This window comes from Spirosoma sp. KNUC1025, from assembly GCF_045160025.1.
In the GTDB taxonomy this organism is placed as follows: Bacteria; Bacteroidota; Bacteroidia; order Cytophagales; family Spirosomataceae; genus Spirosoma.
The window spans coordinates 5,631,159-5,647,215 of record NZ_CP087139.1 but is presented as its reverse complement, the minus strand read 5'-3'; the positions used below and the strand labels follow the sequence as shown (position 1 = coordinate 5,647,215).

Below are 16,057 nucleotides of genomic sequence, written 5' to 3'. Positions count from 1 at the left end.
GAAAATATCAAGACTGGGAAACGAGATTGTTTCTGAGTAGCTTGAAAAGGTGTCCCGGAAATTATTTATTCGTTTCCGTTGCCAGCGTTTGATACACACGCATGACGTGGTCCGTCTGGATGACATCAACTCCGAGTTGAGCCGCTTTCCGGTATTGTTCCGGTGAATCAGCTTCATCCAGTAAATCGGTAAACACCCTGATTCTCTGTTGGTGAATCTGATTGACCAGCGACTTATCCAGGAACGGCCAACTCACGTCAAATGCGTAGGGGTGGAGCCTATTTACTTTACGACTTATGTCTTCTACCTTTTTCAAAGCCGGCATCAGCTTCGTCGTTGGCGCTATTTTTTGTAAGTCAGCCAGATAATCGTCCGCGCCATAAAACACGGCCTCGTTCAATAAGCCATAGTTTGTTAGTACATCGGTCAGTGGTTCCGGTGCTACGTCTTTGCAATCAACGTACAGCTTTGTTTTTGACCGATTCCGCGTGTTCCAGTCGGTAAGCAACTGACATACCTCGTCTAGCGTAGGAATTTTTTCCGTCTGAAACGAATCGCCTACGCCTTTCGCTGCTGATAGTTTTTTAAGTTGGGCCAGCGTCTGGTCACGTACCGGGCCGCTCCCGTTGGTGGTGCGGTTAAGCGTAGCATCGTGCAGAATCACCAGCCTGCCGTCTTTTGTTGTGCGCACATCGATTTCAATGTACCCGAAATGTAGCCAGCGTATTTTCTGGCGCATCTCCCGACGATCCTCTGTGTGCCGATACGCCTGGTTTGTGAGTCATGATCAGCTGGTTTCGATAATAGGAAATGGAGTCGACAACGGGTAAGCGATTGCCCGGACTGCCCGCTGAAATTGGCAGGACAGTTTTTATTAACGTATCATCACTGGTTTCCAACCCTCCAACCTGACTAACCAAAAGCCAGAACGCGAAACTATAGGCTCGTAAACGTAGCATCTTAGTTATTCATAGGGGCGCTAATAACGCCCAGGTATCGACCCATCCAGTAAGGAAGCAGCCAGATGTCGCCCGCGCTGTGTTCAGACGTACCGTTTCCACGTTTCCGGTCCAGGGTAAACATATTTCCGTTGTGGCGCTGAATGGGTCGCTCGTCGGGAGGAAGCACTTCCTTTGTGGTTTGCTTACGAAAATTGTCGGGTAAGACGTCAAGATCTTTGCGGTGACTGTTTAGAATGTCCCAGTCGATCAGATCGAGCGGATACTCCTGCAGATACCAGACCGCTTCCGTCAGATCAAAGGTTTTGGTGCCGGTCAGGGCGGTGAAAATATTCCAGGCGCCTTCCTTTTCGGGTCGTTCAATTTCCCAGTGATCCAGAATAGCCTGTTTGAATTTAGCTTTCAGGGTATCGTTGAAGGCGTAGCGATACAATCCCCAATACCCAACAAAATACATCTCGTCGTCGGAGTGGTTCCAGCCGTCTGACATGTGTTTACTATGCTCATCGGCGTCTTCCGGCGCTTTACCAATTATGTTCATAGGACGCATCAGGTTCTCCAGATACCCGTGTTTCTGCATCAGCTCAAACGCTTTGGCTTTGTATTTTTCTTTTTTGGTGAACCGATACGCCGTTTGCAGCATGGCAATGATATTGGATGAATTCAGCTTCCGGTCGCCCACATTGACCGGAAATGCATTGACGTATTTTGGATTCCATTTGCCCCACATGGTCGGCTTGCCATCGAAATCGATCAGATACAGGTCATGGCTGATGATATGGCTCATGAGGGTGTCGATCAACGTAATGGCCCGGCGCTGAAGCCCTTTGTCATCCACTAGTTCGGCCATCGCACCGAAAGCGAACATGTGCCCGATCACTTCATCGCTGCTGGTGGTCGATTTCCAGTCCCAGCCCGACTGCGGGGACGGTTGCCAGCGGTCAGAATCATGAAGTTTGGTAATGAAACCGGCTCGTTCAAACGAGCGGGCTGGAAAACCAGGCACCGGCGTAACGCTGTACAGCCGTTCCATCGCATCGAGGGATTCGCGGCAATTTTGGAGGGCGTCTTTTTCTTTCGTGACCGCATACCGGAAAATTTCACCCGCCAGATACATCGACGTCCAGAGCCCGTCATTATCTGAATCGTCCAGATAACCCGTCGCCAGATTGCCTTTCTCCATTTGCTCCAGGGAGGAATTAAACCCATTCCGAATATGTCGGCTACGTACCTGTGCGTCGTAAAATTGGGCTTTTTCGTGCAGGGTCATAGCCCTGGTTTCGATTTTAGCCAGCCCCGCTGTAGTCAGAATCAGCACCGAATTTTTCGGGCCGGCCACGATCTGCGTGACCTGATTGCCGGGCAGCCAGCGCTCGCCATTATAATAGTCGAATTTTCCGTCGGGACGTACCGCAAAGGCGCCTTTTGGTGAGCCAAACCAGAGCTTTCCGTTGATGTCGATAATGGCTGTAATTTCCGGGCAGGGCAGTTTTTGATGAATATGGCCAAGCTGTTTTTTACTGACCGGATCAAATTCGATATAACCGTCGCCCGTGCCGATTATCACTTTCTGTCCTTTCGCTGTGAGCGCGAACGACGTAAAGCCTGACCCCGTGAAAACCTTTGTTGCTTTCTGATCCTTTAGCGAAAACGTAGACAGGGACTGTTTTCCCAATAGCCAGAATTGATTGGTTTCTGGCTGAAAGCGCATGGCAATCAGTTCGTCGTCAGGCAAAGTTGCTTTTCCCGAAATTTTGTTGTCTTTCAGCAGGTGCAGCGTTTTGCCATCCGAAACAAGAAACGTAAAATCCGTGCCGCAGGCGAGCACCTTTGCCTGTGGCAACTGATGTTCGATAAACAGTTTACCCGCCCAGGCATTGCTTAAAACGGCCCGATTGTCGAGATACACAAGCTGCCCATCGTAACGCTCCACTGCCCGGATGGTCATGGTTTGCATGGGCCGGTACGTACGGTCGGGGAGGAGGGTGCCCGGCGACAGAAAGTAGCCATTGGCGGGGTGAAGCAAGCCTTCAGACGAAAGCACCTGGATGACGCCGTTCCGGTCGCAGGCCATAGTCGAAAGGCCTGCGTTTGGTTTTTCAGCGTAATACTTAACGCTAAAATCCTGAACAAACGGTTTGTCCTGATACACGGCCTGGGCTAACGTACTGAAATGTTGACAGAGGAGGCTGAGAAAGAAAAAGCCGGATGTGCAAAAGCGTTTCATGAGGATGGGAGTCAGTTACGATTGAGTTTACGAGGGTCTACGACGACATAGTTGATGGATTTACGTTTGTCGTCGGTATGGTGGGAGTACGTCAGATGCAGCAGACCGTCGGCGGTTTGAATCAGCGACGGATAGGAGTAGCGGCCCTGACCGCCCGGATGGTCTTCCAGGCGGGTTTTCCAGGCCCAGCTCTTACCTTCGTCGTCGGAGAGGTAGAGGCTCAGTCGGTATCGGCCATCGTCGATGTCATTGCCCAGAAACACCCAGCGCCCATCCTGTAGCACCAAAGCTTCAACGCTTGCTGTGTTTGGAATTTCGGTTTTTGTCGTAGCCGTCCAGCTTTCGCCCTGATCGGCCGATTCACTAATGTGCACACGGGTAGGCTCATCTCCGCTATCGCGCATATAGGCCACCAAGTGGCCGTTTTTCTTACGTACCAGCGCCGGTTGAATCGGTCCCCGACCCACAACGGGTAAGCTGGGTCGCCAGCTCGTTCCGTCATCGTCGGAGATAGCCATGAGCGACATGTTGAAGCCGTCGGAATAGAGCGGTAAAACAATTCGGTTTGCTTCGAGCAACATGGGTTTGATTCGGGTCATCCAGCCAATACACCGCTTTCCTGCATCACGACTGGCCTCCATAATCAGGTCGTCGTAGCGGGGGGCATATCCACCCCAGCCGGTCGTACTTTTGGGAAGGTCCTTAAATTTGGCCGCAACTTCCTGCGCAAATCGTTCGTCGGGTTTAAGCAGAATATTATCCTGCCAGCTCCAGACGGGTGGCCCGCTTCTTAGAAAATCTGTTGAGGTTTTGCAGCGCAGAATCGAATACTCCCAGCGGTTGGCCTGAACGGCAATCCATACCAGAAATAATTTACCCGCGTGGTTCATAAACAGCACCGGGTTGCAGTCGGGCAGGTTGGGCGTATCGGCCATCTGAAACGGTTCACTCCAGGATTTCTCGCCTTTTTTTAGCCGGGCTCCCATGATTTTAACGTCGTCGGCGGTTCGTTCTCCGCTTCCGTAAAACCAGGCTGCCAGAAAATCGCCGTTGGGCAGGCTGACGATACTACTGCCGTGCACATGTTTTTCCTGCTCCGGAAACAGCAGCATTTCGCGCACAATGGCCGAATTGGTTGCTGCATACTGCCCAAAACAGTTCACGTACAGACCGACAAAAAACAGGAGCAGACCAAGTCGTTGTATCAAAAACATGCTGTCAATTTGGTTTATCACCGATTTTTCCGACTACACTTTCATTCCATCAGTTAGTATACGTAGCAGGAAAGGCAACGTACTATCGGAAAGCAGGTAAATTTTAACGGCGCTAACACGTAAATCATCCGCTGGTCAGCTATAAATTCACATTGAAACGCTACGTATCGTATTAGCTAAATAGTTGACAACTAGTTAATAAGCCTGGGCGTAATGGCTCGTATACCTTACCATTCTAAAAACATAATACGTTGCGCAAATAGACGGTAATTTTACGCAAAGTGCGTAATGGAGTCCTGCTTCGCCCTCTATATTTGTTTTTATAATTCCTCGACAACATACGAAAATTCAACTGTCAACAGGCTGGCAGAAGAATGACAAGGCTACCTGGTAAAGAGCCAACAGGGTATAGTCTATAATGCATCCGGCGCATTGCGGTATTATAGATTAATTGGTAGATGTGCCCGATTATACTTTCCTTTTTCTCAATGGATTTATATAATTACCTACCTGACTCTTTTTCTTATGACCTTAAATTACTCAATCAATTCTATCCTCGTCAACGTTATCCAGGGCGATCAGGAGGCTTTCGGTAAACTCTATCGGCATTACCGCACACCCGCTTTACGGTTCTGTATCCATCTGCTGAAAGATGAAGAGGATGCTGAGAATATGGTGCATGATGTGTTTATAAAAATCTGGGAAAAACGCCATCTCATCAACCCGGAGCTGAACTTCAATTCCTACCTGTTTACCTGCCTGCGCAACATGGTGTTTGATTACCTCAAGCAGGTTGAAAAAAGCCATTCGTTGCGTCAGCGCTATCTGGAACGTATGGAGTATAGCTATACCCATGATGCTGAAGATGAGGAGAAACGCATAGAACTGCTTTATTCCGCCATCAACTCCCTATCTGAAAAACGGAAGCAGATTCTACTGCTCAACGTAGAGAGCGGAAAATCCTATCAGGAAATCGCTGAACTGCTGCGCATCTCGAAAAATACCGTTAAAAATCAACTCGTTAAGGCGAAGCAACTACTACGCGAAAAGGTTGATTTTGCCATAAGCTGACGCAATAGGCTCCAGCGTGGTGTCGGCCGCAGCCGTTCTCAAACCCGACACCACAGGGACACCACGCTACCAGGAAATATTTACCCAACTCCCGCCGTTCCCTGTTCTCACCTGCTTCGTTGGGTGAGAACTTTTTTTATATAAATCTTCTCTCGACGGCAAGCCTGTCAGACGGCAAATTCAGCGTAATCAACGCCTGTCAAAATAAATACAGCGCAGCGTATAGTCCATTCGAAGCGATTGCCCGTACTATAGTCGAATTGCCTAAACGACCTATGTGATGGCAAAGCATCGCAGCGACTACTTAATCAATCGGCTGATCAGCAGCAACCTATCGAAAGCAGAACTCGACGAGTTTTTGGCTGGCCTGCATCATGCCGAGGATGTAAATGCCTATTCGGATGCCCTGGAAGCGTATTTCGACGCACTCCTGAATGAACCCGAAAATCCGCCCGACCCCGCAGAAAAGCCGGAGCCGATAGTAAAGGAAGTTAAGTCTGATTCCTGACGTAGCGGCCATACCAACTTGCTTACAATCCATTGATCTTCCCATAATTAGCCACGCATGAACACTATGTCTACTTTCTACTGGATGCTGAAGCATACGCTGACGGTCGCCCTGCTGACCGGCTTATGCGTAGTGCACACGTTAGCGAACGGGTTTGCGAATGGCAGACCCACCAAAACCATCACCGGCACCGTTACGCTGGCGGCCGATGGGCAGCCCATTGCCGGGGCCAACGTTCTGATTAAAGGTACGCAGATGGGTACCGTAACAGACAAGCAGGGCGGGTATTCCATTACGGTAAATGGCAGCGATGCCGTACTGGTCTTCTCCTTTATCGGGCACAAAACCCAGGAGATTCCCGTTGGCAACAAAACGGTGATCAACGTATCGCTGGTTGAAAACAACGAGGTGCTGGGCGAGGTCGTCGTTACAGCGCTGGGAATCAAGCGCGAGGCTCGTTCGCTAGGTTACTCGGTGGGCGAAGTGCAGGGGAAAGACCTCAGCCGTGTGGCGCAGGAGAACGTACTGAACTCGCTGGCGGGCCGTGTGCCGGGCGTTCAGATCAGCACAACCGGGCCAACCGGTTCGTCGGTGAGCATGATTATTCGGGGGGCCAAATCACTGAATACCGACAACCAGCCGCTGTTTGTGGTCGATGGGGTGCCGGTGGCTAATACGCTTAACAACGTCAGTCAGATTGGCAACGATAACCGAGTGGACTACGGCAACGCTATTTCGGACATAAACCCCGAAGACATTGAGAATATCTCGATTCTGAAAGGCCCAAGTGCCGCTGCTTTGTATGGTTCACGGGCGGGCAACGGCGTGGTGCTGATTACCACAAAAAGCGGGTCCAAATCGCAGAAAATGACGGTGTCCGTTACGTCGAATACGGTGTTCGATCAGCCGTACAAGTACCTGAAAATGGGCCATCAGTTCGCTACGGGCGTACTTCCGTTTACACCCGATAACAACCCGTATCCGGGCGGAATCCTGCAAATTGACGAAAGTTCGGCCGGGGGCGTAGGGCCGGAACTGGATAAAGGCTACAACGCCATCCAGTGGAACAGCCCAACGGATGCCAACGGCAACAGGATTCCAACTCCGCTGATTTCACACCCAAGCAACGTACGCGATTTTGTCAGAACGGGCGTGACCAGCACCAACGGCTTGTCGATCTCCAATAATTCAGAAAAGGTGTCGTACCGGGTTTCTTATTCCAATATGAGTAGCCGGGGTATTGTTCCTAACTCCGATCTGTTTAAGAATACCCTGGCCATCAGTTCCAGTCTGCGGGTTAACAGCAAATTAACGCTGAGCACAAACCTGGACTTCAGCCGAAACAACTCCAGCAACCGGCCGGCTGGCGAACGGGGCACTAACCCCCTGCAGTGGGCGTATGCCGTTGGGTCGCATATCGACATCAATGAACTACGCGACTATTGGGTACCGGGCAAGGAAGGACTCCAGCAGAAATCGCAGAGCATCGGTAATTACAACAACCCGTATTTTCTGGCTTATGAGGTGAACAACAGCTTTGTACGGGATCGGCTATTTGGGAATCTTAAAGCCGACTGGCAGCTTACGCCCGAGATCAAACTGATGGGCCGCTACGCGCTCGATACGTATACAGAGCAGCGTGAAACCAAAATTGCCAGCAGTTATACCGGCGAACCCAATGGCGCCTATGGCCTGATTAACCTCAAACGCTACGAACGTAACGCCGATATTCTGGCTACGTACACCAAACGGTTCAATGCCCTGGGCGTCGTGATATCGGCGGGGGGCAACAACCGGTATTCGCAATCGAGCGACATCAGCACCAGCAGCAAAAACGGAGCGGGGCTCGTTATACCGGGGTTATTCACCATTCAGAACATTGCGCCCAACAACCTGCAATACAGCAATTACCTGTATAAAAAGGCCATCTACAGCGTGTACGGAATGGCGAATCTGGACTACAAAGACATGATTTACCTCGACCTGACGGCACGTAACGACTGGTCGAGCACGTTGCCGGTCAACAACCGTTCGTACTTCTACCCGTCGGCGTCGCTGAGCGTATTGCTCAATGAAATGGTGCATATTTCGAAAGACATCGACCTCTTTAAAGTTCGGGCGGGTTGGGCGCAGGTGGGCAACGATGCCAACCCATACAGCCTCTACGCAACCCTGGGCGATGCCGGTGCCTGGAATGGCGTAACGCGCCTGACCAAATCGAGCAGTATTCTGCTGCCTGATCTGAAGCCCGAAATCGCTACGTCCTATGAAGTAGGCGTCGATCTGAACATGTTCCGTAACCGGCTCCGGTTTTCGGGAACGTATTACATGTCAGACAATCGCAACCAGATTTTGCCCACACAGATTCCGTCGTCGTCGGGTTTTACAACCAAAAATATCAACGCAGGTCTGCTCGAAAGCCGGGGTGTTGAGCTCTCGCTCGGTGGCACCATCATCGACAAAGGTGGCCTGCGCTGGGACCTGACGGGTAACTTCACAAAAAACACCACTCGTATCAAGGAATTGGCCGATGCGCTGCCGTACTACACCTTATGGACGGATGCGAAAGGTGGGGCCTGGACCTATGTGGGCGATAAAGTTGGGGATATATACGACGCCGAAATCATCACCGTAACAGACGCCAATTCGCCCTACTACGGCTATCCGATTCTGGATAACGACGGTTCGTGGCAGAGCCGGAGCGCTACCAACGTCAAGAACAAAATCGGCAACTTCAACCCGAACTTTATGCTCGGGGCGCAAAGCTCGATTTCTTACAAAGGATTTACGCTGAACGTCTCGCTCGACTGGCGCTCGGGGGGTGATTTTGTCTCGCAAACCTATCGGTACATGGAGTCGGATCTGCGGTCGCAGCGATTCCTCGACAACCTCATCAATCCGGGTGGACGTAGCGGAGATGCCCTGCGGAACTGGCTGGTTGAGAATGCCGATCAGTACATTAAAATTCACGGAAACTACTTCCCGATTGTGGGTGGCCCGACGTCGGCCTACGGGGGATATCCATTTGAATTTGGTGGGAAAACCTATGCCTATGGCGTGTTCAATCCGGGTGTAATTGCGCAATACGATGCGCAGGGCAACATTACAGGCTATACCGAAAACCTGGGAGGTGCTGGTACGAAAATCATTCCGTATGGCGACAATTATCCGTGGAGTTTCACCCGGGCCGCTACGTTCGATGCGTCGTTTGTGAAACTGCGGGAGGTTTCGCTGGGGTATGACCTGCCGGCCAAATTCGTTAAATCCATCGGGTTGCAGAACGCCAACTTCTCGGTCTACAGCCGCAACATTATTCTGTGGACGGCCGCCAAAATCAACGTCGATCCGGAAATGGCTTTCCAGCCGCAGGCTAGCCCGCAGGCAGGCACGCAGTTTAAGCAAGGTATCGAACGGTACAACGTAATGCCCTGGGTTATTCCAGTTGGGTTCAAACTTGGTCTTACGTTTTAAGTAGTCATTGGGCATTGGTCAGTAGTCATTTGTCATTAGTACTGTCAGCCAATGATCAATCATCCACCACTGAAAAAATTCTTCAACCATGAACAATGTAGTCAAAAAGAGTACGGTCTTACTCGTTCTGTTTTTCTCGTTCTTTTCCTGTAAGGACCTTACAGAACTGAATATCAACCCCAATGGTATACAGCCCGACGTTGTCAACCCGAACCTGATTCTACCTACGGTGCTGAGCGAAACGGCCAAGGCCTTCGTAAATCTGGGGTTTCAGAACATTGCCGGTGTTGTGCAGCATACACAGAAAGATGCCTGGTTTAACGAACATAATGATTATGACTGGGGTGGCGATCAAAGCTGGACGGGTTACTACGATCTGCTGCGGAATAACGACCTGCTGTACCAGCGGGCAGTGACTATGAATCTGGAATTCCACCAAGGCGTGGCGCTGGTCATGAAGTCAATGATTTTTGGGTTGATTACCGACCTGTGGGGGGATGCACCGTATACGAACGCGCTGAAAGGCGAACAGGGTGGCGCGGATTTTATTACGCCCAAATACGACGATCAGCAAACGATTTACACCGGGATACTGGCCGACCTGGACAAAGCCGCTACGTTGCTGTCAAAACCCAAAGCATCGTATTCGAGCATTGTGGAAAACACCGATTTTTATTACAACGGCGACCCCACAAAATGGCAGAAACTGGCTAACTCGCTGAAACTGCGCTACCTGATGCGAATTTCGACCAAGCAGCCGGAGGTGGCTAAAGCGGGTATCGAAAAGATTGTGGCCAACCCGGCCCAATACCCGATTATCGACGATGCGTCGGCCGATGCAACGATGGCTTTTGTTGGAAACAATTCTGGCGATGCCTGGCCGTCGAACACGGTTTTTGATATCAGTGGCAGCAACTATCGCCGGATAAAAATGTGCTCGACACTCCTCAAACCCATGCAGGCTACGAGCGATCCCCGGCTGGCCATCTGGGCCAAGAAAGTTGAAATTCCCCTGAAGGTGGATGCGGCTCTGCCCACCGGAACGGACAAAATCGTTAACGGCGTTCGCTATTTCTCGCCCGATAAAGTAGGCAATACGCAAATTGATACCGATCCTGATTACGTAGGTCTGCCTCCGAGTGTATCGCAATTGCCTTCGGGCTATAATTTTAACCCGACGCCGGGTCAAACATCGGCGAATCCGCACGTTTCGTACCTCAACGAAATCTACATGCAGGCCAAAGGATCGTTGCTGAAGGCCCGGCTGGTTTCGGCCGCTGAAGTACATTTTATCTTGGCCGAAGCGGCACAGAAAGGCTGGGCGGCTGGCGATGCCAAAACGCACTATGAAGCGGGCGTTAAAGCGTCGCTGACTGCCTGGGGACTGGCCAGCAGTTACGCTACGTTCATTGCACAGAAAGGAGTTGCTTACGAGGGTACACTGGCGCAGCTAATCGGGCAGAAGTGGATTGCCAGCTGGACCAATGCCACCGAAGCCTGGTTCGATTATCGCCGGACGGGGCTGCCTGCGCTAACGCCCGGACCCGCTGCCAAGCGTAAAGCACTGCCGTTGCGGTTTTATTACATGCGGGATGAGTTGAACCTGAACAAAACCAATTCGAGGGTAGCCATCGAAAAACTGGAAACAACGGCCAATTCCCAATCCGACGGCAAAAACAGCGCCTGGTCGAAAGGGTGGCTCGTGCAGGGCACAGGTAAGCCCTGGTAAAAGAAACGCCCCCGCCCCTGAAGGGTAGCGATTGGAGAGCACTTCAGGGGCGGGAACATTACCTTTACCTGACCTTTATGAAATTACTTTCTGCCTTTCTGGTTCTTCTGCTATCGGAATAAACTCTTATAATTCATGAAGACGTATCTCCTGAAAACTGTTGCCCTTGTTGCTCTAGGTGGTATCAGTACACTTTTCTCGTTTGAAGTATCTAAACCAGCCGACGGAATTACGCCCGCTACGGCCCTGGACAGTTACCTCCACAACGACGATAAATCGTTCAAATGGGAGGTGAAAGATACCCATAACTTCGGTGATATTACGGCATATGAAGTGTTACTGACTTCCCAGAAATGGCGGGAGTACACCTGGAAACATCAGCTGTCTGTGTTGGTGCCAAAGGAAATCGACACGGATGGTGCACTGCTATTTATAACCGGTGGTTCGGTTAAAGATGGCGAGCCAAACTGGAACAAACGGGACGATACGTTTAACCGGGCGATCAGTATGTTAGCCACGAAAAATAAGGCGGTTGTGGCGGTTCTCCGGCAAACGCCCAATCAGCCGTTATACGACAATCTGAAAGAAGATGCGCTGATTTCCTATACCCTGCACCAATTCAAAAAAGATGGCGACTATACGTGGCCGCTGCTGTTCCCGATGGTGAAAAGCGCCGTTCGGGCGATGGATGCCGTACAGGAACTGGGCAAACAGACGCTTCATAAAGACATCAATCGGTTTGTGGTATCGGGTGCTTCCAAGCGGGGCTGGACGACCTGGCTTACCGGGGCCAGCGACAGGCGGGCCGTTGCCATTGCGCCCATGGTGATCGATATTCTGAACATGCCGGTGAATCTGGATTACCAGATGAAAAGCTGGAACAAATACAGTGAGCAAATTGAGGATTACGTAAAACTGGGCATTCCGCAAACGGTACATAGCAAAGAAGGCAGCGCCGTAACGGAAATGATTGATCCGTACTCGTATCGGAAAAAACTGACCATGCCCAAAATGCTGTTTATGGGTACCAACGATGAGTACTGGACCGTCGATGCCGTGAAGCATTACATCGGTCAGATTCCGGGCGAGAATTATATACACTACGTTCCGAATGTCGGACACGATCTGGGCGACAAGCGGCAGGCACTGGAAGCGCTGAATGCGTTCTTCGGAACCACCCTGGCCAAGCAGCCGTATCCGGCCTGCCAGTGGACCGTATCGACTACCAAAAAAGGAGTCGATCTGACGATAAAAGCCACATCCGACAAACTGGAGGACGTAACGGTCTGGTCGGCAACGTCAACGGACAGGATTTTTCAGGATGAAAAGTGGGAAGGAAAGAGCCTGGGCATCACCAATAAACCAACCGTTTCGGTCACGGAGATGTACCCATCATCGGGATACCGCGCTTTTTACGTTGATCTGAAATACAAATCGCCCACCGGCGGTACGTATACCGAAAGCACCCGCATGTTTCTGACCGATAACGATGAGCTTTTTCTGAACTGAAAAGCCTGTTTGTTTGACCGATAACACAAAAGTTGGCAAGGCAAGTAAGTGAAGGGCCTATGTTTGAGCAAAACAACCTCAAACATGAAAAAACTACTCAACGCCTTGCTGGTCGGTTTGTTATTAGTTGGCTGCTCGAAAAGTTCAGGGGATGTGACCCCCGCTGTTACGGAAACAAACCTTGTCGGCAAATGGGAGGATGTCGATGCATACCCTTCCGGGGCCGCTCATCGGTACTATGAATTCAAATCGGATAAAACCTGCACCGTAACGAACAATTACAGCAGTGGGCCAATAACGCTGTATAAAGACGCTCCCTGGTCAATTGTAGGCAATGTGTTGCATTTGAAGTTTTCCAGCCTGTCAGATGATTGCAACATAATTGTTCTGCCTGATGCCTTCAGTGACAAGCTCAATTGTAAGAATATTGGCATTAATACCTGTTCGTACACGTATAAGGGGACCGAAAAATCGGACGCTTTTACACTGGTAAAACAGTAGCCGCCCGTTGCATACCAGGTTATCGGGGCTATTGCTACGTAGTCTGGTAAATAGCTGATTGCATGTGGCTTATGTGGAAATAAATTGCCGCATAATAAGACATTCCCAAATCGCCAGCTGGTTCGTTATAGATTTAGGGGCGTAACATCGTAGTTACTCATCCTTCCTAAATCAATAACAGCTATGAATGAAGAGCACATTATTTTACGAGCCCCATCGGTCGTAACCCGGGATATATTTTTGGGCGGGGCCGCCATACCCAATGCTAGTCCGCTGGAGGCTGTAGCAGCGGGTTTAACCGTAGAGGTGGAAAAAATTGACCGGCGGGACCTGTCCGATCTGGCCCGTAGCACCGACGTAGTGGCTATAGCGCCAACGATTCCGATGAAGCTGGTCGAACCATTCGACGTGCAGGACGTGCTGCAACCCGCTGCCCCCTCCATTGCCTGGGGCGTACAGGCCGTGGGGGCCGATACGTCGCCGTTTACGGGGAATGGCGTAGTGGTGGCCGTTCTGGATACCGGTATCGACGCAACTCATCCTGCCTTTGCTGGTGTTACGCTGGTTCAGCAGGATTTTACGGGAGAAGGCAACGGCGATCAGCATGGGCACGGCACGCACTGCGCGGGCACTATTTTTGGCCGTGATGTCAACAACACCCGCATTGGCGTAGCTAAAGGCGTTCAGAAAGCCCTGATCGGCAAGGTTCTGGGCAATAATGGCGGGTCGAGCGGAAGCATCGTCAACGCAATTCAGTGGGCAACACAAAACGGTGCAAACGTCATTTCGATGTCGCTCGGAATCGATTTTCCGGGGCTGGTAAAACGCCTTCAGGATAGTGGTCTGCCTCCCGAACTGGCTACCTCACGGGCGCTGGAAGGCTATCGGGCCAACGTGCAGCTTTTCGAGAAAATGGCGCAGTTCATTCGGGCGAGTAGTCCCTTTTTCCAGACGACACTTCTAATCGCAGCGGCTGGTAATGAAAGCCGACGGGATCAGAACCCTGATTTTGAAATTGCCGTAAGTCCACCTGCCGTTTCCGACGGATTTATTTCGGTAGCGGCTCTGGGTCAGAGTGGTACCAATTTTTCCGTTGCTTCTTTTTCCAACACAGGCGCTGTCGTTGCCGGGCCGGGTGTGGGCATTCAGTCGGCCCGGCGGGGCGGGGGGCTGGTTAGCATGAGCGGCACCAGCATGGCTACTCCCCACGTAGCGGGCGTAGCGGCTTTATGGGCCGAAAAGCTGCGCGGCATTGGCGCCCTGACACCCAATGGGCTGTCGGCCCGCCTGATTGCATCAGGCGTAACAAGCGGTTTGGTTGCCGGATTCGATCCCTTCGACGTAGGTACCGGAATGGTACGTGCCCCGCAATTGTAAAATAGTCATTACGCTTCGCTGTCATTAGTCATCGCTACAGACAACTAATGACCAATGACAGCGAAGCGTAATGACTAATGACTTAATAAACCCTCGCTAGCTCAGGTTCTGGCTTTTTTAGCAACTCATTGATGTAGGTTTCGCACAACTCGTTGGTATTATAGTGCTTAAACTCTTCGCCTAATTTAGTGGCGTTCCGTTTGTATTGCGGATCGGCCAGTACGCGTTCAACGCTTTGACGAATTTGCTTAGGGGAGGGGGTTTCTGTTTTCAGATCAAGGCCCGCCTTAAAATACCCAATACGGACGGCAATCTCGTTTTTGCCCTCGTGAATGCCCGCGGCTACCATTGGTAATTTGTGCTGCAAAGCCAGCATCACACCGCCGTACCCTGCGTTCGTTACGTACACGTCGGCATGGGGCATAACCGAATTGAAATCGATGAAATCTTCGATGATGATGTTTTTCTGCGGATAACGCATCCGTAATTCTTCGGTTTGTGAGCCTCCTGTAGTTACGACAACCAGCGTTTTTGAGTCGCCTTTATAGGCTTCCAGCGTTGGCACGATGATCTTGGATGGGTCGCGTTCTACAGTCCCTTGCGTGACCAGCAAAACCCGCTCGTACTGCATGGCCAGATCGACATGCTGGAACGGATGCCGAACTCCCCGACTGTAAGGAAGCATCGGGCCAACGAAACGTATCGTGGGGCTGATGTCGGGCCGGGCATATTCAAAACCGGGGGTGCCACTTTGTAGGTACACATCAGGATCGTGAATGACGGCGTCAAAAACGAACTCATCGGTTTGCGGAAGGCCATGATCCGCCAGGAGTTGGTTATACAGGTCGGTGCAGGGTTTGAGCAGATGGTTTTTGACCAGATAGCGCAGAAAAGCCTGCTTCAATCCACCAAAAAAACTGCCTGACGGCTCCATGCCCAGCCCGGATGGGGGAAGTGCTTTGGAGGTTTCGGATAAGGGAACAATGCCGACCGACGCGACAGGTACGTTCAGCAATCGTTTGATGAAAGGAGCGCCCGTAAACAGCGTATCGCAGACCAGCAGATCGAACGGAAACTCGCTGTAAATGGCTTTCAGGTCAACAACGAATTCGGGGGCACGTAGTAAAAAAACATGGTTGAGGTCAAACCGGAGCCGGGCAATTGTGCCTTTGATACGTTGCCGTTCGGGCAGTGCCGTATCCAGATTTAACTGGTTGATTTCTGTCGCCTGCTGGTACGGATAGTAGGGGATACCGAGTTTGTGAATTTTGTCGGCATAACTGGGACCCGTATACCAACGGACATCGTGACCGAGTTTTTGTAAATGAATAGCCAGCCCGGTTAGTGGATTCAGGTGGCCGTCCATAGGCATGGTAGCGAATAGAATGCGTTTAGGAGTCATTGGTACGTGTTGTTAGCGTAAGAAAAGCGAATCGTTCTGGTGAATTGATGTGGTTAACGATGCTAAACTAGATGTCTCTGACCGGGTCG

The 16,057-nt window shown here is 51.0% G+C and carries 12 protein-coding genes; 7 read left to right on the top strand and 5 right to left on the bottom strand.

The window, feature by feature from the left end; translation table 11 throughout:
• Positions 1–61: 61 nt before the first annotated feature.
• Genes LN737_RS24735 through LN737_RS24720 form a run of 4 tightly spaced genes read right to left on the bottom strand, consistent with a single transcriptional unit; the run spans position 62 to position 4,400 of the window.
• Entirely contained in the window at positions 62–739 is a 678-nt protein-coding gene (locus tag LN737_RS24735; protein WP_405512958.1) for a glycerophosphodiester phosphodiesterase family protein, read from the bottom strand.
• Entirely contained in the window at positions 699–959 is a 261-nt protein-coding gene (locus LN737_RS24730) for a hypothetical protein (RefSeq protein ID WP_405512956.1), read from the bottom strand. The genes LN737_RS24735 and LN737_RS24730 overlap by 41 nt, the downstream gene beginning before the upstream one ends.
• 1 nt (position 960) lies before the next feature.
• The gene (locus tag LN737_RS24725; protein ID WP_405512954.1) at positions 961–3,186 is read right to left on the bottom strand and encodes a hypothetical protein; all 2,226 of its coding nucleotides are present in this window, start codon (positions 3,184–3,186) and stop codon (positions 961–963) included.
• Between the two features lie 11 nt (positions 3,187–3,197).
• Positions 3,198–4,400, bottom strand: coding sequence for an exo-alpha-sialidase (locus LN737_RS24720; RefSeq protein WP_405512952.1), 1,203 nt, complete (start codon positions 4,398–4,400; stop codon positions 3,198–3,200).
• Positions 4,401–4,925: 525 nt separating this feature from the next.
• On the opposite strand from LN737_RS24720, the gene LN737_RS24715 reads away from it, so the two are divergent.
• The 7 genes from LN737_RS24715 (at position 4,926) to LN737_RS24685 (ending at position 14,566) form a co-directional block, all read left to right on the top strand.
• Positions 4,926–5,471 carry an RNA polymerase sigma factor gene (locus LN737_RS24715; RefSeq protein ID WP_405512950.1) on the top strand — a complete coding sequence of 182 codons (546 nt, stop codon included), beginning with the start codon at positions 4,926–4,928 and terminating at the stop codon, positions 5,469–5,471.
• Positions 5,472–5,751: 280 nt separating this feature from the next.
• Positions 5,752–5,979 (top strand): hypothetical protein, encoded by a 228-nt coding sequence (locus LN737_RS24710; RefSeq protein ID WP_405512948.1) that lies wholly within the window; start codon positions 5,752–5,754, stop codon positions 5,977–5,979.
• A gap of 57 nt (positions 5,980–6,036) precedes the next feature.
• Positions 6,037–9,450, top strand: coding sequence for a SusC/RagA family TonB-linked outer membrane protein (locus tag LN737_RS24705; protein WP_405512946.1), 3,414 nt, complete (start codon positions 6,037–6,039; stop codon positions 9,448–9,450).
• Between the two features lie 88 nt (positions 9,451–9,538).
• On the top strand, positions 9,539–11,179 hold the full coding sequence (locus tag LN737_RS24700; protein ID WP_405512944.1) for a SusD/RagB family nutrient-binding outer membrane lipoprotein: 1,641 nt from the start codon (positions 9,539–9,541) through the stop codon (positions 11,177–11,179).
• A 135-nt stretch (positions 11,180–11,314) separates the two neighbouring features.
• A complete protein-coding gene (locus LN737_RS24695) occupies positions 11,315–12,688 on the top strand; it encodes a PhoPQ-activated pathogenicity-related family protein (RefSeq protein ID WP_405512943.1) in 1,374 nt (457 codons plus the stop codon).
• Positions 12,689–12,772: 84 nt separating this feature from the next.
• A complete protein-coding gene (locus LN737_RS24690; RefSeq protein ID WP_405512941.1) occupies positions 12,773–13,189 on the top strand; it encodes a hypothetical protein in 417 nt (138 codons plus the stop codon).
• A 183-nt stretch (positions 13,190–13,372) separates the two neighbouring features.
• Positions 13,373–14,566: a S8 family peptidase gene (locus LN737_RS24685; RefSeq protein WP_405512940.1), complete on the top strand. Its 1,194-nt coding sequence runs from the start codon at positions 13,373–13,375 to the stop codon at positions 14,564–14,566.
• A gap of 82 nt (positions 14,567–14,648) precedes the next feature.
• Here LN737_RS24685 and LN737_RS24680 read toward each other — a convergent pair whose 3' ends face one another.
• Positions 14,649–15,968: a glycosyltransferase gene (locus LN737_RS24680; RefSeq protein WP_405512938.1), complete on the bottom strand. Its 1,320-nt coding sequence runs from the start codon at positions 15,966–15,968 to the stop codon at positions 14,649–14,651.
• Between the last annotated feature and the right edge of the window lie 89 nt (positions 15,969–16,057).